The sequence below is a fragment of the Agrobacterium sp. 22-223-1 genome (genome assembly GCF_053522385.1).
This window is the reverse complement of sequence record NZ_JBNWCN010000002.1, coordinates 208,299-235,204: the sequence shown is the minus strand read 5'-3', so window position 1 is coordinate 235,204 and position 26,906 is coordinate 208,299. Positions and strand designations below refer to the sequence as shown.

Here is a 26,906-nt window from a genome sequence, read left to right as displayed (position 1 = left end):
CGGCTACCGGACATGGGGTCGGCAGGCGCGAGGACGACACCAATGTTTCCTGAAGTTTTCCATATTTCCATCCGAGGCCCGATCAATGAGATCGTGCGTTCGCTGGTGGTGAATTACGGCTCCGTTTTCAAGGCGATATCGCAGACGATCCTGCAGGCGATCCTCTTCGTGGAATGGGTGCTGCGCGGTCTGCCGTGGTGGGTCATTTTTCTGGTCTTCCTGGTGCTCGCCTGGTTCGCGGCGAAGAAGATTTCGCTCGTCATCATGGTGGCGGTGATGCTTTTCATCGTCGGCGCGCTCGGTCTCTGGGACCTGACAATGCAGACGCTGGCGCTGATGCTGATTGCCAGCCTCATCTCCATCGTCATCGGCGTGCCCATGGGCATCCTGCTTGCCAAAAGCGAATGGGCGCGGCGCATCACCCTGCCGGTGCTCGACGTCATGCAGACCATGCCGAGCTTCGTCTATCTCATTCCCGCCATCATGCTTTTCGGCCTCGGCAAGGTTCCGGCCGTGCTGGCCACCATCGTTTATGCCGTCCCGCCGCTGATCCGCCTGACCGATCTCGGCATCCGGCAGGTGGACCGGGAAGTGGTGGAGGCGGCGACCGCATTCGGCGGCAGCCCGCGACAAATCCTCTTCGGCGTCGAATTGCCGCTCGCCACGCCCACGATCATGGCCGGCCTTAACCAGACAATCATGATGGCGCTCTCCATGGTCGTCGTCGCCTCGATGATCGGCGCGCGCGGCCTCGGTGAGCAGGTGCTGAATGGCATCCAGACACTCGATGTCGGCAAGGGCCTCGAAGCGGGCCTCGGCATCGTTATTCTCGCAATCGTGCTCGATCGTATCACCCAGGGTTTTGGCCGATCCAGCCGAAAGGAAATGGGCAATGACTGATATCCATATCCGCAACGTGTCCAAGATCTTCGGCGGCAACTGGAAGGCCGCGCTCGCCATGGCGCAGCAGGGCGCGGAAAAGAGCGACATCCTGGCAAAGACGGGATGCAGCGTCGGTCTCGACAATGTCAGCCTCGATATAGCGGGCGGGCGCATTTTCGTGATCATGGGCCTCTCCGGCTCCGGCAAGTCGACCCTCGTGCGCCACATCAACCGCCTTATCGAACCGACAAGCGGCGAGATTCTCGTCGGCGACGACAATGTTCTCGCGCTGAAACCGAAGGACCTGCGCGACTTCCGCAACCGGCGCGTCAGCATGGTGTTCCAGAATTTCGGCCTGATGCCGCACCGTACCGTGTTGCAGAACGTCGTTTATGGCCAGCGCGTGCGCGGGTTGACCAAGGCCGATGCGCGGCCCATCGGCATGAAGTGGATCGAGACCGTCGGCCTTTCTGGTTATGAGGACAAGTTTCCGCACCAGCTTTCCGGTGGCATGAAGCAGCGTGTCGGCCTCGCCCGCGCGCTCGCCGCCGATACTGACGTCATCCTGATGGACGAGGCCTTTTCGGCGCTCGACCCGCTGATCCGCGCCGACATGCAGGACCAGTTGCTGCAGCTCGAAAAGAACCTGCACAAGACCATCGTTTTCATCACCCACGATCTCGACGAGGCGCTCCGCATCGGCGCGCAGATCGCGATCCTGAAGGACGGCAAACTGGTGCAGGTGGGAACGCCGGACCAGATCCTCAACAGCCCCGCAAACGACTATGTCGCCCGTTTCGTGGAGCGCCGCACGGGTGCGGGGGAAGGCCAGCATGGCTGATACGATCACCATCGATCGTCCCCTCACCTGGCAGGAGATCGCCGCTATTGCAAAGGGCGCCACGCTTTCCCTGTCGGATAAGGCGTGGCGGCGCATCGCCGAAGCCCGCGCCATCGTCGATGCACTCGTCGAAAAACGGGTGCGCGGTTACGGCATCAATACGGGTGTCGGCGCACTCTGCGATGTGATCGTTGACATCCCGCAGCAGCAGGCCCTCTCCCGCAACATCCTGCTCAGCCATTCCTGCGGCGTCGGAGAACCGCTCGGGCGCGAAGAAACGCGCGCCATAATGGCCGCCCAGATCAACAACTTCGCGCATGGTTATTCCGGCGTGCAGGTCAAGACGGTCGAAGCGCTGCTCGCCCTGCTGAATGGCGATATTCTTCCCGTTATTCCATCAAAGGGCTCGGTGGGTTACCTCACCCATGCCGCGGCCATAGGGTTGGTGCTGATTGGCGAAGGCCAGGCCCGCAACGGCGGCGAACTCATCAGCGGCAGGCAGGGGCTCGAAAAGCTCGGCCTCGAACCCATGGTTCTGCAGGCGAAGGAGGGGCTCAGCCTCGTCAACGGCACACCCTGCGCCACCGGCCTCGCCAGCCTCGCACTCGCACGCACGACTTCGCTCCTTGAATGGGCCGATGCGGCAGCGGCGATGAGCTATGAAAACCTTGGTGCACAGGCCGATCCCTTCGCCGCAGCGCCGCTGGCACTGCGCAGCTCGCCCGGCATCCAGACCGTTGGTGCGAACCTGCGCCAGCTTCTGGCGGCAAGCCCGCTTCTTGCCCGGTCGGCCGGATCGCGTACGCAGGATCCGCTAAGCCTGCGCGCCGTGCCACAGGTGCATGGCGCCGTTCGCGACAGCGTCGCGCAGATCGCAGACGTCGTAGACCGCGAACTCGCAAGCGTCACGGACAACCCGGTCGTCGGCGGCACGCCGCAGGCGCCGGAGGTCCATTCCCAGGCCCATGCCGTCGGTGCGGCGCTTGGGCTTGCCATGGATGGGCTGGCGACGGCCGCAGCCGAACTTGCGGCGATTTCCGAGCGGCGTATCGACCGGCTCGTCAACCCGCTTGTCAGCGGGCTGCCCGCCTTTCTGGCGGAAAGCGATGGTGTATGTTCCGGTTTCATGATCATCCAGTACACGGCCGCAGCGCTTGCCGCGGAAAATCGCCGCCTCGCCGCCCCCGCCAGCCTCGATGGCGGCATCACCTCCGCATTGCAGGAGGATATACTGACACATGCCACCGCCGCCGCCGACAAGACGCTTTCGATTATCGGCAATCTGGAAACCATTCTCGCAATCGAGATCATGAGCGCCGCGCAGGCTTACGACATGCAGCCAGACGAAGGCGGCCGTGCGCCCGGCACCGATACGCTCTACCGGCGTGTCCGGACGGCGGTGCCATTTTACCGCGACGACCAGCCGCTCAACGAGCTGGTAGCTTCCGTTCGGGAAGTGCTGCAAACCACGCTTGCGGGGACAGGTGCCGACGCAGGCTAGATACTGCGTCGGAAATTTTAGCCGCACACGAGGCGGGAGAGGTTACTCTTTGCCGCTCTTCTGCGCGATGAGAACGGCTTCCGCAATCGCGCTTGCGCTCGCGACATGGTCCAGAGCCGCCTTGTAAGCGGCGTCTCCATCCCCCTGCCGGATGGCTTCGACGATCTTTTCCATTTGCGCCGGACCTTCGGTATCGCGGCTTTTCGTCTTGATCGTCATCGAACGAAGATGGTTGATCCGCACCGTCAGCAGGTTGACGACGCCCCAGGCGACATGACGGTCGATCTTGCTGAACAGCGTCTGATAAAAGGACGAGGTATGCGCCAGAACGGCCGGCATATCCCTTTCGACATAGCTTTCGCGGATATGACTGAGCGACGCTTCAAGCGCTTCCACGATGGCAGGATCGCGGCGCTCCGCACAAAGGCGCGCCGCCATTCCTTCCAGCGCACCGCGAATTTCATAAATCTGCTTCGCCTCATCGAGATCGAGCATCGCGACCATCGGGCCCTTGTTCGGCAAATTCGCCACCAGCCCCTCGGATTCCAGATGCCGCAGAACCTCACGAACGATGGTGCGGGAAACGCCGAGCTGGGCGCAGAGATCCCGCTCGACCAGACGGTCGCCCGGGCGGAAATAACCGTTCACGATGGCGTCACGGACCTTGTCGAGCGCGAGCTCCCTCAGCGTCTTTGTCGGGCGCTCAACGCGAATGGCAGTTCCGTGCGAAGCATCTGTCATGGTATCACCTCGTTTGACACCTCCCGTTTCGTTGCAACGCAGTTACGAACAAAACGGGAAATGGCTTTTGTATTATGGCGTACCAGCTTATTTAGCGCCGTGCTCTGCTTAAGGCAACATCAGCACGGCTCACGCAGAATGCTCATCCCATTCTTTCCGAAGCGTAAGAGCCGGGACCGGGGGGAAACACCACGGTTCGGCTGCCGTTCAGGAATACACGCCGATGAATATGGGCGTGGATGGCACGCGCCAGCACCTGCGCCTCCACGTCGCGGCCGAGCGACACGTAATCCTCGGCCGACTGGGCATGGGTGATACGCACGGTATCCTGCTCGATGATCGGTCCCTCATCCAGATCGGCGGTCACATAATGCGCCGTCGCACCGATCAGCTTCACACCGCGCTGATAGGCCTGCTTGTAAGGGTTGGCCCCCTTGAAGGACGGCAGGAAGGAGTGATGGATATTGATGATCCTGCCCGACATCGCCTCGCACATCCTGTCGGAAAGCACCTGCATGTAACGCGCCAGCACGATGAGTTCCGCACCCGAACTTTCCACGATCTCCATGATCCGGGCTTCGGCCTGCGGCTTGTTCTCTTTCGTCACCGGAATGTGGTGGAACGGAATGTCGTGATTGACGACGACCTTCTGATAATCGAAATGGTTGGAAACCACACCGACAATGTCGATCGGCAGCGCCCCGATGCGCCAGCGGTAGAGCAGGTCATTGAGGCAATGGCCGAAGCGCGACACCATCAAAAGAACCTTCATCCGCTCTGCCTGATCGTGCAGCGCCACCTCCATGCCGAATTTTTGCGAGATCGGCGCCAACCCGGCCATCAACGCGTCGCGCGTCGCACCCTCCTCGGAAATGAAACCCACGCGTATGAAAAAACGGCCGGTGCCGAGATCGTCGAATTGCGAACTGTCGACGATGTTGCATCCCTTCTCAGCGAGAAAGCCTGAAAGGGCGGCGACAATGCCGCGGGTGGATTTGCATGTCACGGTCAGGACGAAGTTCGTCATCTGGCACTCTTTCTGTCATCGATAAAGCATGTCGCCCAAAAGTGTGCAGCGGTTTTGGGAGACATGCTTAAAAACAAAGATCTAAAGCGCGCGGCATGAACCAGATTGGACGCGACGCGCTTTAGTGAAAAACCCCGCGCTTTTGATCAGCGCGAGGAAAAGCCGCAAGGGCGGCGGGGAAAACCGGGCTCAGACGTCGAGCGTGGTCTGATGCTCCCAGGCGGTGAATTGCGAGCAATAGCTGTTCCACTCGCCCTGCTTGAGCTTCAGATAGGCCTTGGAGAATTCAGTGCCGAGCGCCTGCTGCAATTCCGCATCCTTCTCATATTCTCGCAGCGCATCGAGAAGGTTGAGCGGCAGCTTCGGTGCATCCGTGACCTTGTGGCCCTCGCGGTACATGTCGATATCGTAGTGCGGACCGGGATCGGCCTTGGAACGGACACCGGAAAGGCCGGCGGCGATGATGATGGCCTGCAGCAGATAGGGGTTCACGGCTCCATCCGGCAGGCGCAGTTCGAACCGTCCCGGCCCCGGCACGCGCACCATATGGGTGCGGTTATTGCCGGTCCAGGTCACTGTATTCGGCGCCCAGGTCGCGCCGGAAATGGTGCGCGGCGCGTTGATGCGTTTGTAGGAATTGACCGTCGGATTGGTGACGGCCGCAAGCGCCGACGCATGTTTCATGATGCCGCCGAGAAACGTCTTGCCCTTGGCCGACAGACCGAACGGCATTTCCCTGTCAGCAAAGGCGTTGACCTTGCCGTCGAGGTCCCAGACCGAAATATGGGCATGGCAGCCATTGCCGGTCAGGCCCTTGAAAGGCTTCGGCATGAAGGTGGCGCGCAGCCCGTGTTTTTCGGCGACGGATTTGACCATGAATTTGAAGAAGGAATGTTTGTCTGCGGTCTGCAGTGCGTCGTCATATTCCCAGTTCATCTCGAACTGGCCGTTCGCATCCTCATGGTCGTTCTGGTAGGGCTTCCAGCCCAGCTCCAGCATGTAATCGCAAATCTCGGCAATGACATCATAACGGCGCATCACCGCCTGCTGGTCATAGCAGGGCTTTTCCGCCGTGTCGTATTCGTCGGAGATTTTCGCACCATCCGGCGAAATCAGGAAAAATTCCGGCTCCACGCCGGTCTTGACCCTGAGCCCTTCGCCAGCCGCCTCAGCGATGAGCTTTTTCAGCACCACGCGCGGCGCCTGCTCCACCGGCTGGTCTTCCATCACGCAATCGGCGGCGACCCAGGCGACATCCTTTTTCCATGGAAGCTGAATGACCGAAGAGGCGTCGGGCACGGCGAAAAGATCGGGATGGGCGGGCGTCAGATCGAACCAGGTGGCGAAGCCCGCAAAACCCGCGCCATCCTTCTGCATATCGGCAATCGCTTCTGCGGGAACCAGCTTGGCGCGCTGGCCGCCGAAGAGATCGGTATAACTGATCATGAAATATTTGATGCCCTTTTCGGCAGCAAATTTGGAGAGGTCCAGTGTCACGTCATTCCCCTTTTTTTGAATATCAGACACTTCATCGAAAAAAGACGGGCACATCCTCCCAAATGCGCCCGTCCGTTCTTTATGGCTTAAAAGCTGCCTTTGCCCGGGAACCAGTTCGTTCCCGCCAGCGGAACCTGCGCCATTGCGGCAGCCTCCATCGTCAGCGCCACCAGATCTTCCGGCTCCAGATTGTGGAGATGGTTCTTGCCGCAGGCACGTGCGATGGTCTGCGCCTCGAGCGTCATGACCTTCAGATAATTGGCAAGCCGACGACCGGCGGCGACGGGATCGAGGCGTGCGGCAAGGTCCGGATCCTGCGTGGTGATGCCGGCGGGGTCTTTGCCCTCGTGCCAGTCATCGTAAGCGCCGGCCGTGGTGCCGAGTTTCTGATATTCGTCTTCCCATTTCGGATCATTGTCGCCGAGCGCCACCAGTGCCGCCGTGCCGATGGCGACCGCATCCGCACCCAACGCCAGCGCCTTGGCGACATCCGCACCCGAACGGATGCCGCCGGAGACGATCAGCTGCACCTTGCGGTGCATGCCGAGATCCTGAAGCGCCTGCACGGCGGGGCGAATGCAGGCAAGCGTGGGCATGCCGACATTTTCGATGAAGACATCCTGCGTGGCCGCCGTGCCGCCCTGCATGCCATCCAGCACCACCACATCCGCACCGGCCTTCACCGCCAGCGCCGTGTCGTAATAGGGCCGCGCGCCGCCAACCTTGATATAGATCGGCTTTTCCCAGTCGGTAATTTCGCGCAGTTCGAGGATCTTGATTTCGAGATCGTCGGGGCCGGTCCAATCGGGATGACGGCAGGCGGAGCGCTGGTCGATGCCCTTCGGCAGGTTGCGCATATTGGCGACGCGATCGGAAATCTTCTGGCCGAGCAACATGCCGCCGCCGCCCGGCTTCGCGCCCTGGCCGACGACGACCTCGATGGCGTCCGCACGGCGCAGATCCTTCGGGTTCATGCCGTAACGCGAGGGCAGGTACTGATAAACCAGCGTCTGGCTGTGGCCACGCTCCTCATCCGTCATGCCGCCATCGCCCGTCGTGGTGGAGGTGCCGGCGATGGTTGCGCCACGGCCGAGCGCTTCCTTGGCGTTGCCTGACAGAGCACCGAAGCTCATGCCGGCAATGGTGATCGGCGTTTTCAGCGTGATTGGCTTCTTGGCGAAGCGCGTGCCGAGGGTCACGGTCGTATCGCATTTCTCGCGATAACCCTCGAGCGGATAACGCGAGATGGACGCGCCGAGAAACAGGAGATCGTCGAAATGCGGCACCTTGCGCTTGGTGCCCGCACCGCGAATGTCATAGATGCCGGTCGCGGCCGCGCGGCGGATTTCCGCCAGCGTATGGTCGTCGAAAGTTGCGGATTTGCGCGGCGGGGTGAAGGGGTTGTGATAGCTCATCGGAATATCCCTCGCCTCAATACGCGTCGGCGTTGTCGATGTTGAAATTGTAGAGCGTGCGGGCCGAGCCGTAGCGCTTGAACTCGTCAGGGCTGACATCCGTGACGCCGGCTTTGTCGAGAAGTTCGGCAAGCTTTTCGAGATGTTCGGGCCGCATTTCCTTCTCGATGCAATCGGCCCCGAGGCTCTTCACCGAACCGCGCACGAAAAGCTTCGCCTCATAAAGGGAATCGCCAAGCGCATCGCCCGCATCGCCGCAGACGACGAGATGGCCGGACTGGCCCATGAAGGCCGACATGTGGCCGATATTGCCCTTCACGACGATATCGATGCCCTTCATGGAAATGCCGCAGCGGGAGGCGGCATTGCCCTTGATGACCAGAAGCCCGCCGCGGCCTGTGGCGCCGGCATATTGCGAGGCGTCGCCCTCGATGACGACCGTGCCGGACATCATGTTCTCAGCGACACCCGGCCCGGCCGAGCCGTGCACGGTGACGTTGCCGCCATCATTCATGCCGGCGCAATAATAACCGACCGAACCGTGCACATCGACGGTAACGGGGCTGTCGATGCCGACCGCCACGGCATGGTGGCCGCGCGGATTGACGACTTCGAATTCGGTGTCGTTCGCGCCCGAGGAAAGAGCGTGGAGCGCCTTGTTGAGTTCACGTAGCGGCGTGTGGGAGAGATCGAAAACTGGCATGGATTATGACTTTCAAAACAGGCGCCGATCACGGGTCTCAGGCGGCCTTTTCATGGTCCCAGAAATAGACGGTCGCCGGTTCCGGCTCCCATACGCGGGCATTTTCAATGCCGGGCAGATTGACCAGCGCGCGATACTCAGAGCCGAAAGCGACATATTGGTCGGTCTCGGCCATGACAGCAGGCTTGCAGGCGATGGGATCACGCACCACGCCGAAACCGGATTTGGTGCCGACGACGAAAGTGAAGAAACCATCGAGATCGTCGAGCGCGCCGGTCAGCGCCTCGCCCAGATCCTTGCCCTTGGCCATTTCCGCGGTGAGATAGGCGGCAGCGACTTCCGAGTCATTCTGGGTCTCGAACGTCATGCCTTCACGCACCAGTTCGCGGCGCAGATTATTGTGGTTGGAAAGCGAACCATTATGCACCAGGCACTGGTCGGCGCCGGTGGAGAAGGGATGCGCGCCAAGCGTCGTCACCGCCGATTCCGTCGCCATACGGGTGTGGCCGATGCCATGGGTGCCCGCCATGGAACGCACGTCAAAACGGGTGACGACATCCTTCGGCAGGCCGGTTTCCTTGTAGATTTCGACGCTGTCGCCGGAACCCATCACGCGCACATTCGGGCGGATTGCGGAAAGAACCGCGCGGATACCATCCAGCTTCTCGGCGGGAATATCGAGAACAGCATGCGTGCTTTTTACCGTGACCGCGGCATCGACGCCGCTTTCCTTCAGCGCGTCGGCGAGGCCGGAAAAATCGGCGGCCGGATCGCCCGACTGGATCGTCACTTTCGCCCGGCCATTGGCAGCGCTTCCGTAGATCGCGATGCCGGCCGAATCCGGGCCGCGATCGGTCATGGTGACGAGCATGTCCGAAAGCAGCTGACCCAGCTGCGGTTCAAGGCTTTTGTCTTTCAGGAATAGTCCAACAATGCCGCACATCGACAGGCACCTCCATTCGTTTCTGAATGAAGGGCTAACATATGGAATTCCATTCCGTCAACTATCAGGAATATTTTTTTCTTCTAAGGCAAATTATCAGTCATTGCCCAGTCGCCTTTGCGGATAGGAAATGATCGACAGATAACGCGCAGGAAGCTTCACCAATTCCTCCGGCCCGTGCGGCGCATCGGCGTCGAAAAACAGGCTGTCGCCGGCCTGCATGGTGAAAAGCTGCTCGCCATGGCGGTAAACCACCTCGCCTTCCAGCATGTAGAGAAACTCCATTCCCTCATGCTGGAAGGTCGGGAACACGTCCGAATCCTTGGTCAGCGTGATGAGATAGGGCTCGACGGTGACGCCGCTGGTATTGTTGTCGATATGGCCGAGCAGGCTGTATTGATGACCGGCGCGCGTGCCCCTGCGCTCAATATTCACGCCCTGCCCCGCCTTGACGAAGGTGGCGCTGCGCGGTTCCTCAAAACCGCGAAAGAAGGCCGTGATCGGCACGCCCAGCGCCTTTGAAAGCGTCTGCAGCGTGGTGAGCGACGGCGAGATATTGCCGTTTTCGATCTTGGAGAGCATGCCCACGGAAACGCCGGTGGCCGATGCAAGATCGGTGACCGTGATGCCGAGTTTCTTGCGATAGGCGCGCACCTCATGGCCAATCGCCATTTCCAGATTATTGACCCTTGGCTCGCGGATGGCATGGGGATCCTGCGACAGGAACTGCGCAGTTTCGGTCTTGGTGGTATCCTTCGCCATGGGGTCCTCCGGCATTATCGTGTTTTCCCTTCCTTACAGGAAAACTATTTTAATTCGGAGGAAATCTTTGCCGCAGTGTATTTGGGGTATGGCCAAACCGGGCCTTGAAGCTTCCCGAAAAATGCCCGGCGCTCGAGAAGCCGGTGGCGAAGGCCACTTCGGCAATGGAGAGCGGGCTTTGCTCCAGCAGCCGCCGGGCATGATCGAGGCGGATCGCGCGGTATGTTTCCAGAAACGTCGTTTTCAGATGAGTTGCGAAAAGCCGGTCGAGGTGGCGCGCGCTGGTTCCCGCCAGTTTCGCCATGGTCTGCCGGTCGAGCGGGCTTTCTATGGTCGTTTCCATTTTTTCCAGCACGGTCAGCAGGGCCGGATGGTTGGTGCCATGGCGCTCGGCGGCGGAACCCCTTTGCGGCGCGCCGGGTTCGGCCACGGCCGTGTGCAGATACCAGTCGCTGACACGCCGTGCGAAATGAGCACCCATTCTCTGCGAAATCATCGCATGCATCATATCGAGGGGCGCGACGCCGCCGGCGCAGGTGATGCGGTCTCCATCGAAAACGAACCGCGCCTGCCGGGGCGTGAGGTGGCCGAAGGCCTCTTTCAGCACCGGCGCATGCTCCCAGTGAATGGTGAAATCGCGATTTTCCAGCAATCCCGCCGCCGCCAGCACATAAGCGCCGCTGGAAATGCCCCCGATCCGGACACCCTGCCGCGCCAGCCGCCTTAACATCCCATAGGAATTTTCCGCAATGGTCCAATCCTGCGGCCCGCCCCCTGCGCAGACGAAGATCGTGTGGCATCTCTCGCCTGCGGTGGCGAGTGCCTCGCAGCCGACAATGATGCCGGAAGAACTTCTGACGGCCTCGCCATCGAAAGAAAGCGGAACCACATCGTAAAGATCGGTTCCGGCGATCAGATTGGCGGCCCGCAATGGCTCCGCGGCCGAGGCGTAGGACATCAGCGCGAAATTCGGAACCAGGATGAAACCAATGCGCTGGACATTCTTCTGCTCAATGATCGTCATGTCTCTTTTTTAAATCATTATGTCCTTTATTTGCAATTCCCTTTCGCACGACGCCGGTAAGCTTGCGCGATATCGTTCGAGGTACGCAGATGCGCTATTCCGCCTTTTCCATTTTCAAGAACGGCCTTTTCGGCAACAAGGCGTGGAAACCCGCCTGGCGGGACGTGTCGCCGAAACCGCATTATGACGTCATCATCGTTGGCGGCGGCGGACACGGGTTGGCGACGGCCTATTATCTTGCGAAAGAATTCGGCGTCACCAATGTCGCGGTGCTGGAAAAGAATTATATCGGCTCCGGCAATGTCGGCCGTAACACCACGATCATTCGCTCTAATTATCTGCTGCCGGGTAACAATCCTTTCTACGAACTTTCGATGAAGCTGTGGGAAGGGCTGGAGCAGGATTTCAATTTCAACGCCATGGTTTCCCAGCGCGGCGTGCTGAACCTCTATCATTCGGATGCGCAGCGCGACGCCTATACAAGGCGCGGCAACGCGATGCGGCTGCACGGCGTCGACGCCGAATTGCTGGACCGCGCCGCAGTCAAGGCGATGCTGCCGTTTCTCGATTTCGAAAATGCCCGCTTTCCGGTGCAGGGCGGCCTGCTGCAAAGACGCGGCGGCACCGTGCGTCACGATGCCGTCGCCTGGGGTTATGCGCGCGGCGCGGACAGCCGCGGCGTCGATATCATTCAGGGCTGCGAGGTAACCGGCATTCGCCGCGAAAACGGCAGGGTCGTGGGTGTGGAGACCGCCAAGGGCTTCATCGGCTGCGGCAAGCTGGCGCTCGCGGCAGCCGGCAATTCCTCGCAGGTGGCCGCCATGGCCGGGCTGAAACTGCCTATCGAAAGCCATGTGCTGCAGGCTTTCGTGTCTGAGGGGCTGAAGCCCTTCATCGATGGCGTGGTCACCTTCGGGGCCGGCCATTTTTACGTCTCGCAATCGGACAAGGGCGGCCTCGTCTTCGGCGGCGATATAGACGGCTACAACTCCTATGCCCAGCGCGGCAATCTGGCGACGGTCGAACATGTCGCGGAGGCAGGCAAGGCGATGATACCGGCGCTCTCGCGCGTCCGGGTGCTACGCTCCTGGGGCGGCATCATGGATATGTCGATGGATGGTTCGCCGATCATCGACCAGACCCCGATCGACAATCTCTACCTGAATGCCGGCTGGTGTTATGGCGGCTTCAAGGCGACGCCCGCTTCCGGTTTCTGCTTCGCCCATCTTCTGGCGCGCGGCGCACCGCAGGAAACGGCAACGGCCTTCCGGCTGGACCGCTTCCGGCGCGGTTATCTCATCGATGAAAAGGGCCAGGGCGCCCAGCCCAACCTTCACTAAATCTGTAGCGGGATTTCAGGCGGAAATCGCTCACAGTTTTCACCATCCCGCTATCTGGCGGATCAAGGACATCTGAAATGGCAAGTCTCGTGCCCTGCCCGCATTGCGGGCCAAGACCCAGGGAAGAATTCACCATCAAGGGCGCAGCCCTTCAAAGGCCCGCCGCCGATGCCGGCGCGGAGGAATGGTTCGATTATGTCTATCTGCGCGACAATCCGCGTGGAGCCTACGAGGAATATTGGCACCACACATCCGGCTGCCGCCGCTGGCTGGTCGTCACCCGCGATACCGCCACCCATGAGATATCCGCCTGCCGCGACGCCGCCGACAAGACGAAAGTGACAAACGCATGAGCGCCAACCGCCTGAAGACCGGCGGTCTGATCGACCGTTCCAAACCGCTTTCGTTCACCTTCGACGGCAAGCCGATGTCAGGCTTTGAGGGCGACAGCCTCGCCTCCGCCCTGCTCGCCAACGGCCAGAAACTCGTCGGCCGCAGTTTCAAATACCACCGCCCGCGCGGCATATTGACGGCGGGTGCAGCCGAGCCGAACGCGCTGATGACCATCGGCCGCGGCGGCCGCACGGAGCCGAACACCCGCGCCACCATGCAGGAGCTTTATGCCGGGCTGGAAGCCAGCAGCCAGAACCGCTGGCCCTCTCTCGATTTCGATATCGGCGCCTTGACCGGCCTTCTGTCTCCCTTCCTCGGTGCGGGGTTCTACTACAAGACCTTCATGTGGCCTGCCGCCTTCTGGGAAAAGGTTTATGAGCCCTTCATCCGCAAAGCGGCCGGCCTCGGCAAGGCGAGCTACGAGGCTGACCCGGATGCCTATGACAAATGCTGGGCGCATTGCGACCTGTTGGTGATCGGCTCCGGCGCGGCGGGTCTGGCCGCAGCGCTTGCCGCAGGACGCGCCGGCGCGCGCGTCATCATTGTCGATGAACATTCCGTGGCAGGCGGTGGGCTTCTTTCCGAAACGGCAACCATCGGTGGCAAGAGCGCTCCGGATTTCGCGGCGCAATGCGTAGCCGAACTTGAAGCCCTGCCGAATGTGACGGTGCTGACGCGGACCACAGCTTTCGGCTGGTATGACGGCAATGTCTTTGGTGCGGTGGAGCGGGTGCAAAAACATCTGCCACATCCGAAAGCCCATGTGCCCGTGGAGCGCCTGTGGCGCATCGCCCCCAAACGAGCGCTGCTTGCCACCGGCGCGGAAGAACGGCCGCTGGTCTTCGGCGGCAACGATGTTCCCGGCGTGATGATGGCCGGCGCCATGCGCAGCTATCTCAACCACTATGCCGTCAGCCCCGGCACGGCGACGGCAATTTTCACCACCAATGACAGCGGTTATGCACTCGCCCGCGATCTGGAGGCGCAGGGTGTCGCTCTGGCCGCCATCATCGACAGCCGTGAACAGGGCAATCCGGGCTACGAAGGCAAGGCGCGCGTCATCAAGGGTGGCGTCGTCTCGAATGCCAAGGGCGGCAAGGCGCTTTCCGCCATCGAGGTTTTTGCGAATGGCCGCGCGGAGAGCCTGAATGTCGATGCGCTGGCCATGTCGGGCGGCTTCAGCCCCATCATCCATCTCGCCTGCCATCGCGGCGGCAAGCCGGTCTGGTCGGAAGACGATGCCGCTTTTCTGGCACCCGGCAATCTCAAGGGGCTGGAACTCGCCGGTGCGGTTTCCGCGATCAACGGTATCGCCGCCTGCCTTGAGGATGGCGCGCGGAAGGGCGCAGCGCTGGCACAAGAGCTCGGCTTTGCATCAGCTGCACCGACATTCGGCACGGTGGAAAACGATATCGTAGCCCCGCCCGCAAAACCGCTCTGGTCCATCCCCGGCATCAAGGCGAAAGCCTTTGTCGATTACCAGAACGACGTTCACCGCAAGGATCTCGGCCTCGCCATCCGTGAAGGTTATGGCCATGTCGAACTCGCCAAACGCTACACCACCAACGGCATGGCGACGGATCAGGGCAAGCTTTCGAATGTCAACGCCATCGGGCTGCTGGCCGAAGCGCGCGGTATCTCCCCGGCGGATGTCGGCACCACGACGTTCCGGCCGTTTTATACGCCCGTCTCCTTCGGCGCACTGACCGGAGCCTATCATGGCCAGCATTTCCAGCCGGTGCGCAAATCGCCGCTGCATGGCTGGGCCGAGAAAAACGGGGCCGTCTTCGTCGAAACCGGTCTCTGGTATCGCTCTTCCTGGTTTCCGCGCGAAGGCGAAAGCGGCTGGCGGGAAAGCGTCGACCGTGAGGTTCTGAATGTGCGCAAGAATGCCGGGCTCTGCGATGTATCGATGCTCGGCAAGATCGAAATCTGTGGCAAGGACGCCGCCGAATTCCTGAACCGGGTTTATTGCAACGCTTTCCTGAAATTGCCGGTCGGCAAGGCGCGTTATGGCCTGATGCTGCGTGAGGACGGCATGATCTATGACGACGGCACCACCAGCCGGCTGGAGGAAAACCGCTTCTTCATGACGACCACCACCGCCTATGCGGCGGGCGTCATGAACCATCTTGAATTCTGCGCGCAGGCGCTCTGGCCGGATCTCGATGTGCGGCTTGCCTCCGTCACCGACCAGTGGGCGCAGATGGCGATTGCCGGGCCGAAGGCACGCACCATTCTCCAGAGGATCGTCGATGAAGATATTTCCGACGAGACCTTTCCCTTCCTTGCAGCCCGGGAAGTCTCCCTGTTTGGCGGGCAACTGCATGGGCGCCTGTTCCGGATTTCCTTCTCCGGCGAACTGGCCTACGAGCTTGCCGTCCCGGCCGGTTACGGTGAAAGCGTTGCCGATGCCCTGATGGAAGCCGGCGAGGCGGAGAATATCATGCCCTATGGCGTCGAGGCGCTTGGCGTGCTGCGCATTGAAAAGGGCCATGTCACCCACAATGAAATCAACGGCACGGTGGCGCCCGCCGATCTTGGCTTCGGCAAAATGGTCTCCACCGCGAAGGCCGATTTCATCGGCCGACGGATGCTGGAGCGCGAGGGGCTTTCCGACGCCAACCGTCCGAGCCTCGTCGGCGTCGTGCCGCTTGATCCAAAACAGTCCTTCCGCACCGGCTCGCATATTCTTGCGAAGGAGGCCGCGGCAACGCTGGAGAACGATCAGGGTTATGTGACCTCCAGCGCCTTCTCACCGCATCTGGGTTCGACCATCGGTCTCGCCCTCGTCAAGAATGGCCCTGCGCGGCATGGCGAGGAAATCGTGGTCTGGAACGGCCTGCGCAACGAATTTACCCAAGCCCGCCTTTGCAACCCGGTTTTTGTCGATCCTCAAAACGAGAAACTCCATGTCTGATTTCAAGTCTGACTTCAAATCCGGCTTCCGGCCGACGCTCCGCCCGGTGCTGGGCGCGAAGCGAGCGATTGCCTCCACCGCCATCAAGCTCTCTCCGCTGCCGGAAGGCGCGATCATCCACGTTCTGGCCGCACCCGGCGCAACGGATTTGGAAGCCCGCCTTCGCGACCTTGCCAAAGGCGATATACGCGCGGTCTCACCGGGCCAATGGTTCATCGTCGGTGAACACCCTTTGTCTCATGCCGATATGAAGGCGCTTCTTGCAGCGCTCGAGCCTCAGGCAACGGGTGTCGACCAGAGCCAGGGACGCGTTCGCATCCGCATAGAAGGCAAGATGGCCGAGCGGGTTCTGGCCAAAGGCACGGCGGTCGACCTGTCTCTAGCAGCCTTCCCGGTGGGACATTCCGCCGCGACGCTGATCGGCCACATCGCCGCCCACCTCACCCGTGTCGACGGACAGGTCTTCGAAGTCATCGTACTGCGCGGTTTTGCCGAAAGCCTGTGGGACGACCTTGCCCGGATGAGCCTCGAATTCCAGTGATCGTGTCGCTCAGGTCCAGATGCTTTCGGGCGTCAGGATTTCGAAGGGCACGATCCGCTGTTCAACGGAAGACGAATCTCCATTCTCGATGCGCCGTAACATCACGTCGATCAATTGCTGCGGCATCCTGTCGAGGGGAAGCGGCAGAGAGGCGGTGATCAGTCCTTCGTTGAGGCCTTTTCGTGTTTCCGGCCCGATATCGTTACAGATGATTTTTATGTCGCGCTGCCGCTCGGCAGGCAGTTCCCTGAGCGCGCGCAGAACACCCGATATGCCGCCGCCATTGACATAAATCCCCCGAAGGCCCGGTTCGGCCGCAATCATATCCCGCACGATGACATAGGCATTTTCCGGCTCCTCGTGGGTCAGCAGCGTTTCCGCGACCTGAAGTTCAGGTGTGTTCTCGCGCATATAGGAGCGGAAGCTGGCGTCAGAAACATCCTGGCACTGATACCGATTGCTGCCGATCAGCGGCACGACCACGCCCTCGCCCTTTACCGTCTGGCTGAGGAACCATGCCGCCGTGCGGCCGCGTTTCCAGCTGTCGGTGCCGACAAAGCCCGCGCGACTTGCCGCCGATAGATCGGATACGTAAGTCACCACCGGAACGCCCCTGCCCCGCAGCTCGTCGATCGCCTGGCTGACGAGCGGATGATCGGCCGTCACCACCGCGATTGCGCCGCAGGATTGTCCCATCTTCAAGAGATTGGCGGACACGGCCTCCGGTGAAAGATCGTCCTCGAAAACGACATCCGGCTCGATGATGCTATCCGGCCGCTGGCGTGCGGCGGCAACGATCCCTTCCGCCCAAAGCCGGTAAAGCGGCCGGTGGGATTGCTGCAACAGAAAGCCGAGCCGGTGATGGGGCATGGCCTCGCGGCGACGGTCCTTGATGGTGCCGAGACCATAAAAACCGATCTCCTCCGCCGCCTTGAGTATCTGGTCGATCGTATCCTGGCGCACGGCGGTCGAACCGTGCAGCAGCCGGTTGACCGTGGAGATGCTGACACCGGCGGCTTTCGCAAGATCGGTAATGGTCGGTCTGTTCATGACGCCTCACAATCGTATCATTCATGAATGACATGAAATGATATTAAATGCAACATTAAATGAAATATAAATTCCATTCCCATGAAAATGAAAGATATAAATCACCCTGTCATTAGGGCCCGTCGGGAGAATGGGCAGGGAGGAAGCAATGGCATTTTTCAGGAAATTTCTCGCAACGGGCACTATCTCGCTCGTGATGGCATCCGGCGCGTTCGCGGCCAATATTGCCGTTGTCGGCGGCAAGAACGACGATGCGTTCTGGAACCTCATCAAAAAGGGTGTCGATGACGCGCGCCTCGTGGTCGAGGCGAATGGCGGCAAGGTCAATTACCTGCGTTTGCAGACCTATGACAATTTCGCGCCCGATGTGGTGCAGCTGATCCAGACCGCCATCAGCCAGAAGGTCGATGGTCTCGTCATTCCGAACTGGGTTCCGGAAGGCGAGGACCCGGCGATCCGGGAAGCCATCAATGCCGGTATCAAGGTCATTCTCATGAATGCCGGTGGGCACGAAAAGGCCAAGGAACTCGGCGCGATCAATTATGTCGGCTCCGACGAATATATTGCCGGCGTCGCCGGCGGCGAATATTTCGCGAAACAGGGCAAAAAGAACGTCATCTGCGTGAACACCGTTCCGGGCGCCGCCAATCAGGAGGCGCGCTGCAAGGGCGTCATCGACGGCATCACCAAGGCCGGCGGCGCCGGCAAGCAACTGCCGCTTCCCGCCACCAGTTTCGGCGACGCCACCGCCGTCGCCGAGGCGATCAAGGCGACATTGCTACAGGACAGTAAGATCGACGGCGTCCTGACCATTTCGGCTGGCGATGCGGATTCCGCCGCCATCGGCATCATGCAGGCCGGCAAGACCGAAACCGCCCTGCTTGGCACTTTCGATCTCAACCAGTCCGGCCTCGACCGGATCAAGGATGGGACACAGGGTTTTGCAATCGACCAGCAGCCCTACCTGCAATCATTGCTGGCGGTAACGCTTCTGGCCTCGGCCATCGATTTCGGAACCGATCTGCCGACCGCCCCGCTGCTGACGGGACCGAACATCGTCGACAAATCCAACATCCAGACCACGCTTGCCGGCGTCGCCAAGGGAGCGCGCTGAGCGGTTATCCGTACCCGCCTCCGATCTCCGGCGAAACCGGGGATCGGGGTTTGACGGGCAGAGGATATCATCCCTCGGCGCTTAGGGCCAATATTGGAGTGAACGACGTGAAAAATCTCTCTTTGGGCGACCTTCTGCGCCGCCCGGAATCAGGCGCCTTTCTCGGCCTTGTTTTCGTTCTTGCCTTCTTCGTCATCTTCGGCAGCATCGATTTTCTGAAACCCGCCGGCGCCGCAAGCTGGCTGAATGTCGCCGCCAATCTCGGCATCGTCGCCATTCCCGTCGGGCTGCTGATGATTTCCGGCGAGCTCGATATTTCCATCGGCGCGATGATCCCAGCCGGCGCGCTGACGGTCGCCATTATCTCCGGTTATTACGGCATGCCGATCTGGCTCGGCATTGTCGGCGCGCTTTGCCTTGGGTTGCTTGTCGGGCTGATCAACGGCTTTCTGGTGATACGGACCGTGGTGCCCTCACTGATCGTCACGCTCGGCACGCTGTTTGCGGTGCAGGGTCTGATCCTCGGCTTTTCCGTGCTTCTGACCGGCACGACCAGCGTGGCGCTGAGCCCTGCCCAATCCGGCCCCGTCGCCAAATTCCTGTTCGGACAGTTCATCGGCGGCAGTTTTCAGGTCAGCATCGTCTGGTGGCTGCTGCTGACGGCGATCTATATCTTCTATGTCCATTATTCGCCCTTCGGAAACTGGATTTTCGCCATGGGCGGCGACCGGGTGAGTGCCCGCAACGCCGGCATTCCCACCGACAAGCTGACGGTGACGCTTTTCGTCCTTTCCTCCGTCAGCGCCTCCTTCGTCGGGGTCTGTCAGGCAATCCTGTTCAATGTCGCCCAGGTTTCGGCCGGCATGACCTTCATCTTCAACTCCATCATCGCGGTCGTCGTGGGCGGGGTGCTGCTGACCGGCGGCTTCGGTTCGGTGATCGGTATTTTTCTCGGCACCATCACCTTCGCCATCGTCAATCAGGGCATTTATTTCACCGCCTTTGACCGCAACTGGTCGAGCCTCATCATCGGCGTCATGCTGCTCCTGGCCGTGCTGATGAACAACACTTTCCGCGTCATGGCGCTCACCTATTCGCCGAAGAAGAAGTGAGGCAAGACGATGTCGACACCCATTCTCGAACTTAAAAACGTCAACAAATCCTTCGGCCCGATCGATGTTCTGCACGATATCTCGGTGAAAGTGCGCGCCGGCGAGGTGCTCTGCCTGCTGGGAGACAATGGCGCGGGCAAATCCACGCTGATCAAGACATTGGCCGGCGTCTACCAGCCGAGCTCCGGCGAAGTGCTGATGGATGGAAAGCCGGTCAATTTCGACGGGCCGCGCGATGCGCAGCGCATGGGCATCTCCACCGTACACCAGTTCGGCGGAACCTTTCCGCTGATGAGCATTGGTCGCTCCTTCTTCATCGGCGCGGAACCGACCAAAGGTTTCTGGCCTTTCCGGATCTACGACCGCAAAAAAGCCAACGAAATCGCCGTCAAGGCGGTGCAGGAGTTCGGCATCACCCGCATCGATGACGGCGACCGCCTGATCGGCGGGCTCTCCGGCGGTGAGCGGCAATCGCTCGCCATCGCTCGCGCGGTGCATTTTGGTGCACGCGTTCTGATCCTCGATGAGCCGACGGCAGCGCTGGGCGTGAAACAGGCGTCCCACGTCCTGCGCATCGTGCTGGAGGCGCGCAAGCGGGGCATCGCGGTGATCTTCATCACCCATCAGGTCACCCATGCCATCGCCGTCGGCGACCATTTCGCCGTGCTCATTCGCGGCGCGGTCGCCGCAAACTTCCGCAAGGGTGAAAAATCCCGCGAGGAAATCACCGATCTGATGGCCGGCGGTGAAGCGCTCGCCGACCTCGGCGCGGAGGTGGAAAATTACATGGCCAGCCATGACGGCCATCCGCCGCAGCCACCCTCGAATTAAGACTTAAAGCAAGGATCAAGACCGATGAAAATCGCCATCGACCCCCACATGCATCGTTTCACCAGCCTCGATCAGCTTCCGGCCAAAGTGAAGGAACTCGGCTACGACTGGATCGAACTCAGCCCGCGCGCGGATTTCCTCGAATGGTTCAAGGCGCCGCGCGTCTTTCCCGAGCGGATCAGGTCTTTCAAGAAGGCGCTGAAAGACGCCGATGTCGGCATCGCCTCGCTGCTGCCGATGTATCGCTGGGCCTCCAATGACGAGACCGAACGGCAGGCGGCGGTAAAACACTGGAAACGCGCCATCGAGATCGCCATCGAACTCGAGGTCGACACGATGAACTCCGAATTCGGCCGCGGACCGCATCCCGACAAGGGTTCCTGCTACTGCTGCCATACCGGCTCGATGATCGAGGCCTGCGAGGATGCCTGGTGGCGCTCGATGGAAGAACTGGTGCCGATCTTCGAGCGCGAAAACATCAACCTGCATGTCGAGCCGCATCCGGAAGACTGGTGCGAAACGCTGCAACCGGCGCTGGACATCATCCGCACCGTCAATTCGAAGAACGTCAAGTTCCTCTATTGCGCACCGCACACCTTCTATTTCGGCGACGACACCAAGGCGATGCTGCGCGAAGCCAAGGACGTGCTCGCCCATGTGCATGTGGGGGATACCTTCAACCACAAGGCCAGCTCCGGGCTGCGCTATATCCTCAATCCGCCGGGCACGCAGGCGCGGGTGCACCAGCATCTCAATATCGGCCAGGGTGAAGTGCCGTGGGACGATTTCTTCGGCACGCTTTCCGAAATCGGCTTTGACGGCATCATGACCTCCTGCGTCTTCGCCTGGGAGGACAGGGCCGATGAATCGAGCCGGTTCATGCGCACCAAGATGCAGGACTACATCGACCTCTATTTCAAGAAATGACGCGGCAAACCGGCGCTGAGCCCGAGGCAGACCCCCGCCTCCCGCCGCGGCCATTCGCAACATCAAATGGAAAGACGACTGACATGATCAACGGAGAAAGACTGATTTCGCGCCCGCTGCGCTGGGCCATGGTGGGCGGCGGACGCACGGGACAGGTGGGTTACAAGCACCGCACCGGCGCCCTGCGCGACGGCAACTACCAGCTCGTTGCGGGCGCCTTCGACCTCGATGCCGAAAGAGGCAGAGACTTCGGCGTTAATCTCGGCGTGGCGGCGGAACGCTGCTATGCAGACTACAAGGCGCTGATTGCCGGCGAGACGGCACGCGAAGACGGCGTGGACGTCGTCTCCATCGCCACCCCCAATTTCACCCATTGCGAGATCACCAAGGCCTGCCTTGAAGCCGGGCTGCACGTCATCTGCGAAAAGCCGCTTTTCTTCACCGTGGCCGAATGCGATGAGGTGGCGCGGCTGGCCGAACAGAAGGGCCTGATCGTCGGCGTCACCTATGGCTTTACCGGGCATCCGCTCGTCCACCAGATGGCGGCCATGGTCAAAAAGGGAATGCTGGGCGACATCCGCATCGTCGACCTGCAATATACCCATGGTTTCAATGCCGGTGACGATGTGGGCGCGGGCGAGGCCGTCAAATGGCGCACCAATCCCCGCACTGCCGGTCCGACCTTCGTGCTGGGCGATATCGGCACGCATCTCTATTATCTCTCGGAAGTCGTGCTGCCGCATATGAAGGTGGAACGCCTGCTCTGCGACCGCAAGGCCTTCATCCCCACACGCGCGCCGCTGGAAGATCACGCCACCGTTCTGATGCACTACGACAATGGCGCACGCGGCCGCCTCTGGGTTTCCTCCGTCAATGCCGGCAATATGGGATCGCAGCGTTACCGTTTCGTCGGCTCCAAGGCGTCGCTCGAATGGACGGATTCCCATCCCGATCAGCTGATCTACGAGGTTCAGGGCGAACCCGGCCGCATCCTGCACCACGGCATGCCCTATCTGGAACAGGAAAGCCTCGCCATCGACCGCATGGGCGCGCTGCATACCGAAGGTCTCGGCGATAGCTGGTCGAACATTTATCTCTGGATCGCTCAGGCAATCGACGCGGCAAATCGCGGTGACAAGGCTTTCCTGAAGACCCACCATTATCCCGGCATCACGGCCGGCACCGAAGGCGTTCGCTGGCTGGAAAACTGCGTCCGTTCGGCCGATGCAGGCGCCGCCTGGGTCGATTTCGCTTAACCAGCTTGGGGGCGCGCCGGACAACTCTCCCGTCCTCCTCCTCTTCAGGTGCGTCCCCATACCTCCTCGGAAAGATGAACGATGAAACTCGCAATTTGTACTGACGTCATGGCAAGCCTGCCCTTCACCGATATGCTCGACAAATGCGTCACGCTCGGTGTCGAGGGCATCGAGATGACCGGCGGCGGCTGGTCCAGCGGCCCGCATTTCCGGGCCGACGAACTGTTGGCGGATAAGGGTCTGCTCAAATCCAAGCTCAAGGAAATCGAGGCCCGTGGCCTCGAAATCGCTGCGCTGAATTGCTCCGCCAATCCGCTCGATCCCGGCGATATGGGCAAACGCCACCTGAAGGAGATCGAGGACACCGTCCGGCTGGCGGGCGAAATCGGCGTGACGAAGATCGTCACCATGTCCGGCCTGCCGGAAGCAGCGCCGGGTGACACCGTGCCGAACTGGCTCGTCTACACCAAGAGCTGGCCGAACGAGATGCCGGAGCGCGACCGTTACCAATGGGAAGACCGCGCCTTTCCGCTCTGGCACGGGCTTGTGAAGCTCGCCAAGGAAGCGGGTGTCAAAAAATATGCGCTCGAGAATTTCTCGGCCATGCTCGTCTGGAACCCGGAAACCCTGTTCCGCCTGCGCAATGAGGTCGGCCCGACGGTTGGCATGAATCTCGACCCGTCGCACCTGATGTGGATGGGGGCCGATCCCATCGCGTCCGCCCGCGCACTCGGCAGCGCGATCCACCATTGCCACGGCAAGGACACCCGCATCGAACGCGGACTGGCGGATGTGAATGGCCTGCTGGACCTTAAAGAGGTGACTGACGTCGCCAACCGCAGCTGGAACTATGTGGCGGTGGGCGCCGGCCATGATCTGCAATGGTGGAAGGAGTTTTTCTCCGTGGTGCGCATGGCCGGTTACAATGGCTGGGTCAGTCTGGAAATGGAGGATTTCACCATGTCCACCGAGGCGGGCATCCAGTCCTCCATCGACGCCCTGCAAGCCACCATCAGCCGCTGAAACCCGCTCCGGGCCGCAGAAGGCGGCCCGGCGTCAATTGCGCCACGAGGATGCCATGACCAACCCGATCACCATCACCACCGCTCCCTGCTGCTGGGGCGTCGACGACGTCAAAAATCCCCATCTGCCCCATTGGGAAAAGGTGCTGGACGAGGCGAAGGCCGCCGGTTTCGGCGGCCTGGAACTCGGCCCCTACGGTTATCTGCCGCTCGACCTCGAGCGTGTTTCGCAGGCGCTGAACGAGCGCGACCTGAAGATCGTCGCCGGCACGATCTTCGACGATCTGGTCTCACCGGAAAACCGCGACAATCTGCTGCGCCAGGCCGACGAGATCTGCGCGCTGATCACCCGCCTGCCGAAACCGGAAACCCATGCCGGCCAACGCTTTTCCGCCCCCTATCTGACGGTGATGGACTGGGGACATGACGAGCGGGATTATGCCGCCGGCCATTCCGACCGCGCGTCGCGCCTCGATGGCGGCGCACGGAAAGGCATGGTGGAGAACATCCGCGCCATCGCAACGCTCGCCCGCGAAAAATATGGCGTGCGCGCCACCATCCACCCCCATGCTGGCGGCTACATCGAATTTGCCGATGAGTTGCAGCAGATCGTCGAGGACATTCCCGCCGATCTGGCAGGCCTCTGCCTCGATACCGGCCATATGGCCTATTCCGGCATGAACCCCGTCACCACGCTTCGCCGCTATTGGGACCGTGTCGACTATATCCATTTCAAGGATATCGACGCCACGGTTTTCGAAGAGGTGATGGCAGAACGCATCCGCTTCTTCGACGCCTGCGCCAAAGGCGTCATGTGCCCTATCGGTCGCGGCTCAATCGACTATCCAGCCATCCGCAGCCTTCTGACGGAACTTGGCTATGGCGGCTATATCACCATCGAACAGGAGCGCGATCCGCGCAATGCCGGCGGCATTCTGGACGATCTGGCGGCCAGCAGGGCATTTCTCGCCAAGTGTGGGTTCTAATATCAAGCCCCAAATAGCCTTTGTTACGCCATTCTGTCTTCCGGGGACAACGCGCTTCCCCGCAAAACGGCGAGATTTTTACTCACTCCCGATATTTACAACCCTTGCGCTAAAATCATATGCTGCATGAACTTAGATTGAATCGCTGCGCAATGAGGACACTGCACTATGCATTTGGTAACAAAATCATATTTCAACACCTTTTGTCAGAACTTCGGCGCGCCATACTCGGACAGCAAGAATTTCGAAGCATTTGCAAATTATTGTATTTTCTCAAAATATACTGGCGATAGTGTTGAAATTTCTGACCTTGTCTACGATGGCGCTGATCCGGGCATCGACGGAGCTTTTCTTTACCTTGACGATCGTGCCGTAATGTCTCTTGACGAATTAAGTGAGATATTTGACGGTTCAAGGCGCGAGTATTCTGTATCGGTTGTGTTTACACAGGTAAAATCATCGACCTCTTGGAGCAAGATGGAGGTAGACTCCTTTATAGCCGCCGTGGTTGATCTTCTCTCGGATGAACCTGCACAGCCACATGCACCGCATCTTGCAGAATTTCGATCAATGTTCAAAACTGTCTTCGATAACATAGGCCGAATAAAAAATGGCCTCCCTGATCTACACGTCTATTTTTTGACAGCGGCACCGGATACGGATGCTCCTGAGATAAATGCGGCATTTTCGATAGGAGAAAACTCACTAAAGAAGCTGGGCTATGCCCATGACACGCGATATGTCAAAGGTCACAGAGACTTTATTCACGATCTTTGGCTCTCTGCTGATGGACCAGTCGAAGCGCGGCTCCCAACTATCGGATACGCACCCTTTCCTGCTGCACCAAATATAAATAATGCCTATGTTGCGACAGTTCAGGCCCGAAACTTCATAGACACCGTCTTAAAAAGCGCAGACGGAACGCCGAGAAAAAAACTCTTCGAAGAAAATGTTAGAGACTTCCTTGGGGTTGATGCAGACGTCAATTCTGAAATTGCCAGTACCCTTGATGAAGCAGACAAAAAGTCGCGCTTTGGCTTGATGAATAACGGAATAACGATCGTCGCGTCCAGCGTACGACCAGCAGGCCAGGAAATCTTCATACGCGATTTTCAAATCGTCAATGGCTGCCAGACTTCTAACGTTTTGATCTCGCTAGATGAAAAGGTCGACGCGAGTGTTAGCCTCATGGTGAAGCTTATTGAAGCAGATGAGCCCTCTGTAATCGATGACATAGTAAGAGCAACAAACAGACAGTCAAAAGTCGAAGATGCGCAATTTATATCGACTCTTGATGTACTGAGAAAACTTGAGCAATATTTTAATGCTCGAGGTGCTTCTGAAACGAACCGCTTATATTTTGAGCGCAGAAAGGGGCAATACGCACCGGAAAATGTTGTGCCTGTTAGGGTATTTGACGTGCGAGAGACGGCGAGGTGCTACGCTGCGATCACAATGATGCGTCCGGATTTGGCAAGCCGTTATCCAAATCGATTGACGGGCGAACTGTTAAACGACGTCTTCAAGCCAGGATCACCAGAAGAAACCTATTACACCGCTTGCTTTGCTCACTATCGCCTAAAAATGCTTATTTCCAATAAGAAATTTGATGGCAGATACTCTAAGTTGCGTTGGCATTTGATGTGTGCCGCTGCAAAATATTGCTCTGAGAACTATAAAAATCTTGGTTGCAAAACAAAGAACGAGGCCATTTATAGCTTATTTTCCGCAAACGAAGGTGTCTGGTTCGATCGACTAAACGCTTTGGTCACAGCAGCCATTCCTGATCCGGACATCTCGCGGGATCTACTGAAATCACCGCCGCTAACCGCTACTATTCTTTCAAATGTGGATGCATTGCAGGAAAATGCGTCATTCGCTTAGCAGGAGGCCTCGGCGCAAAAAAACGCGGGCATTGCCGCCCCGATAGCCGCCTCCTCGAAGACCTTCTAATCGAGACGACATGGGAATTATTCGTAAATGGCGGAGAGGGTGGGATTCGAACCCACGATACCCTTGCAGGTATGCCGCATTTCGAGTGCGGTGCATTCGACCACTCTGCCACCTCTCCGCATGCG

At 59.8% G+C, this 26,906-nt stretch carries 24 protein-coding genes and 1 tRNA gene; 15 read left to right on the top strand and 10 right to left on the bottom strand.

All coding sequences use genetic code 11. The features are described from left to right. The first annotated feature begins 42 nt into the window (after nucleotides 1-42). The 3 genes from ACQZ60_RS13195 to ACQZ60_RS13185 are packed head-to-tail and all read left to right on the top strand — an operon-like array spanning nucleotide 43 to nucleotide 3,224. Entirely contained in the window at nucleotides 43-900 is an 858-nt protein-coding gene (locus ACQZ60_RS13195) for an ABC transporter permease (RefSeq protein WP_003519593.1), read from the top strand. After that, nucleotides 893-1,723, top strand: coding sequence for a quaternary amine ABC transporter ATP-binding protein (locus tag ACQZ60_RS13190; protein ID WP_003519594.1), 831 nt, complete (start codon nucleotides 893-895; stop codon nucleotides 1,721-1,723). The genes ACQZ60_RS13195 and ACQZ60_RS13190 overlap by 8 nt, the downstream gene beginning before the upstream one ends. Continuing rightward, nucleotides 1,716-3,224, top strand: a complete 1,509-nt coding sequence (locus ACQZ60_RS13185; RefSeq protein WP_448735412.1) for an HAL/PAL/TAL family ammonia-lyase — start codon at nucleotides 1,716-1,718, stop codon at nucleotides 3,222-3,224. Before ACQZ60_RS13190 ends, ACQZ60_RS13185 begins: the two co-directional genes overlap by 8 nt. A gap of 42 nt (nucleotides 3,225-3,266) precedes the next feature. Here the strand turns inward: ACQZ60_RS13185 and ACQZ60_RS13180 are convergent, their stop codons facing one another. The 8 genes from ACQZ60_RS13180 to ACQZ60_RS13145 form a co-directional block, all read right to left on the bottom strand. Further along, nucleotides 3,267-3,965: a GntR family transcriptional regulator gene (locus ACQZ60_RS13180; protein WP_448735411.1), complete on the bottom strand. Its 699-nt coding sequence runs from the start codon at nucleotides 3,963-3,965 to the stop codon at nucleotides 3,267-3,269. 142 nt (nucleotides 3,966-4,107) lie between these two features. Further along, a complete protein-coding gene (gene purU, locus ACQZ60_RS13175; RefSeq protein ID WP_448735410.1) occupies nucleotides 4,108-4,992 on the bottom strand; it encodes a formyltetrahydrofolate deformylase in 885 nt (294 codons plus the stop codon). Nucleotides 4,993-5,181: 189 nt separating this feature from the next. Next, on the bottom strand, nucleotides 5,182-6,489 hold the full coding sequence (gene glnT / locus ACQZ60_RS13170; RefSeq protein WP_149743296.1) for a type III glutamate--ammonia ligase: 1,308 nt from the start codon (nucleotides 6,487-6,489) through the stop codon (nucleotides 5,182-5,184). An 86-nt stretch (nucleotides 6,490-6,575) separates the two neighbouring features. After that, nucleotides 6,576-7,904 (bottom strand): FMN-binding glutamate synthase family protein, encoded by a 1,329-nt coding sequence (locus tag ACQZ60_RS13165; protein WP_448735409.1) that lies wholly within the window; start codon nucleotides 7,902-7,904, stop codon nucleotides 6,576-6,578. Nucleotides 7,905-7,920: 16 nt separating this feature from the next. After that, complete coding sequence (locus ACQZ60_RS13160) at nucleotides 7,921-8,607, bottom strand: GltB/FmdC/FwdC-like GXGXG domain-containing protein (protein WP_448735408.1); 687 nt, start codon at nucleotides 8,605-8,607, stop codon at nucleotides 7,921-7,923. Between the two features lie 37 nt (nucleotides 8,608-8,644). Further along, nucleotides 8,645-9,550, bottom strand: coding sequence for a class II glutamine amidotransferase (locus tag ACQZ60_RS13155; protein ID WP_035261871.1), 906 nt, complete (start codon nucleotides 9,548-9,550; stop codon nucleotides 8,645-8,647). Nucleotides 9,551-9,646: 96 nt separating this feature from the next. Beyond that, nucleotides 9,647-10,327, bottom strand: coding sequence for a helix-turn-helix domain-containing protein (locus tag ACQZ60_RS13150; protein ID WP_020813494.1), 681 nt, complete (start codon nucleotides 10,325-10,327; stop codon nucleotides 9,647-9,649). Nucleotides 10,328-10,361: 34 nt separating this feature from the next. Continuing rightward, nucleotides 10,362-11,336: a GlxA family transcriptional regulator gene (locus tag ACQZ60_RS13145; RefSeq protein ID WP_020813495.1), complete on the bottom strand. Its 975-nt coding sequence runs from the start codon at nucleotides 11,334-11,336 to the stop codon at nucleotides 10,362-10,364. A gap of 89 nt (nucleotides 11,337-11,425) precedes the next feature. Here ACQZ60_RS13145 and ACQZ60_RS13140 point away from each other — a divergent pair, with 89 nt between their 5' ends. The 4 genes from ACQZ60_RS13140 to soxG all read left to right on the top strand — a co-directional run bounded on the left by ACQZ60_RS13140 (nucleotide 11,426) and on the right by soxG (nucleotide 16,530). Further along, nucleotides 11,426-12,676 carry a sarcosine oxidase subunit beta family protein gene (locus tag ACQZ60_RS13140; protein ID WP_020813496.1) on the top strand — a complete coding sequence of 417 codons (1,251 nt, stop codon included), beginning with the start codon at nucleotides 11,426-11,428 and terminating at the stop codon, nucleotides 12,674-12,676. A gap of 77 nt (nucleotides 12,677-12,753) precedes the next feature. After that, a complete protein-coding gene (locus tag ACQZ60_RS13135) occupies nucleotides 12,754-13,029 on the top strand; it encodes a sarcosine oxidase subunit delta family protein (protein ID WP_020813497.1) in 276 nt (91 codons plus the stop codon). Beyond that, nucleotides 13,026-15,989 carry a sarcosine oxidase subunit alpha gene (locus tag ACQZ60_RS13130; protein ID WP_448735407.1) on the top strand — a complete coding sequence of 988 codons (2,964 nt, stop codon included), beginning with the start codon at nucleotides 13,026-13,028 and terminating at the stop codon, nucleotides 15,987-15,989. Before ACQZ60_RS13135 ends, ACQZ60_RS13130 begins: the two co-directional genes overlap by 4 nt. Next, on the top strand, nucleotides 15,982-16,530 hold the full coding sequence (gene soxG / locus ACQZ60_RS13125; protein ID WP_020813499.1) for a sarcosine oxidase subunit gamma family protein: 549 nt from the start codon (nucleotides 15,982-15,984) through the stop codon (nucleotides 16,528-16,530). Before ACQZ60_RS13130 ends, soxG begins: the two co-directional genes overlap by 8 nt. A gap of 9 nt (nucleotides 16,531-16,539) precedes the next feature. Here soxG and ACQZ60_RS13120 read toward each other — a convergent pair whose 3' ends face one another. Further along, the gene (locus ACQZ60_RS13120; protein WP_020813500.1) at nucleotides 16,540-17,580 is read right to left on the bottom strand and encodes a LacI family DNA-binding transcriptional regulator; all 1,041 of its coding nucleotides are present in this window, start codon (nucleotides 17,578-17,580) and stop codon (nucleotides 16,540-16,542) included. A 148-nt stretch (nucleotides 17,581-17,728) separates the two neighbouring features. Here ACQZ60_RS13120 and ACQZ60_RS13115 point away from each other — a divergent pair, with 148 nt between their 5' ends. From ACQZ60_RS13115 to ACQZ60_RS13080, 8 genes are all read left to right on the top strand, one after another. Further along, nucleotides 17,729-18,694, top strand: coding sequence for a substrate-binding domain-containing protein (locus ACQZ60_RS13115; RefSeq protein ID WP_020813501.1), 966 nt, complete (start codon nucleotides 17,729-17,731; stop codon nucleotides 18,692-18,694). A gap of 107 nt (nucleotides 18,695-18,801) precedes the next feature. After that, nucleotides 18,802-19,806 (top strand): ABC transporter permease, encoded by a 1,005-nt coding sequence (locus ACQZ60_RS13110; RefSeq protein ID WP_031234566.1) that lies wholly within the window; start codon nucleotides 18,802-18,804, stop codon nucleotides 19,804-19,806. A gap of 9 nt (nucleotides 19,807-19,815) precedes the next feature. Then, nucleotides 19,816-20,637 (top strand): ATP-binding cassette domain-containing protein, encoded by an 822-nt coding sequence (locus ACQZ60_RS13105; protein WP_448735406.1) that lies wholly within the window; start codon nucleotides 19,816-19,818, stop codon nucleotides 20,635-20,637. A gap of 24 nt (nucleotides 20,638-20,661) precedes the next feature. Continuing rightward, nucleotides 20,662-21,564 carry a sugar phosphate isomerase/epimerase family protein gene (locus tag ACQZ60_RS13100; protein WP_142780802.1) on the top strand — a complete coding sequence of 301 codons (903 nt, stop codon included), beginning with the start codon at nucleotides 20,662-20,664 and terminating at the stop codon, nucleotides 21,562-21,564. 83 nt (nucleotides 21,565-21,647) lie between these two features. Further along, a complete protein-coding gene (locus ACQZ60_RS13095; RefSeq protein ID WP_448735405.1) occupies nucleotides 21,648-22,820 on the top strand; it encodes a Gfo/Idh/MocA family protein in 1,173 nt (390 codons plus the stop codon). 81 nt (nucleotides 22,821-22,901) lie between these two features. Further along, nucleotides 22,902-23,843 (top strand): sugar phosphate isomerase/epimerase family protein, encoded by a 942-nt coding sequence (locus tag ACQZ60_RS13090; protein WP_448735404.1) that lies wholly within the window; start codon nucleotides 22,902-22,904, stop codon nucleotides 23,841-23,843. Nucleotides 23,844-23,898: 55 nt separating this feature from the next. After that, nucleotides 23,899-24,828 carry a sugar phosphate isomerase/epimerase family protein gene (locus ACQZ60_RS13085; protein ID WP_448735403.1) on the top strand — a complete coding sequence of 310 codons (930 nt, stop codon included), beginning with the start codon at nucleotides 23,899-23,901 and terminating at the stop codon, nucleotides 24,826-24,828. A 168-nt stretch (nucleotides 24,829-24,996) separates the two neighbouring features. Further along, nucleotides 24,997-26,712, top strand: coding sequence for an AIPR family protein (locus ACQZ60_RS13080; protein WP_233282930.1), 1,716 nt, complete (start codon nucleotides 24,997-24,999; stop codon nucleotides 26,710-26,712). A gap of 97 nt (nucleotides 26,713-26,809) precedes the next feature. On the opposite strand, the gene ACQZ60_RS13075 is transcribed toward ACQZ60_RS13080, so the two are convergent. Beyond that, nucleotides 26,810-26,899 (bottom strand) — tRNA-Ser (locus ACQZ60_RS13075). Between the last annotated feature and the right edge of the window lie 7 nt (nucleotides 26,900-26,906).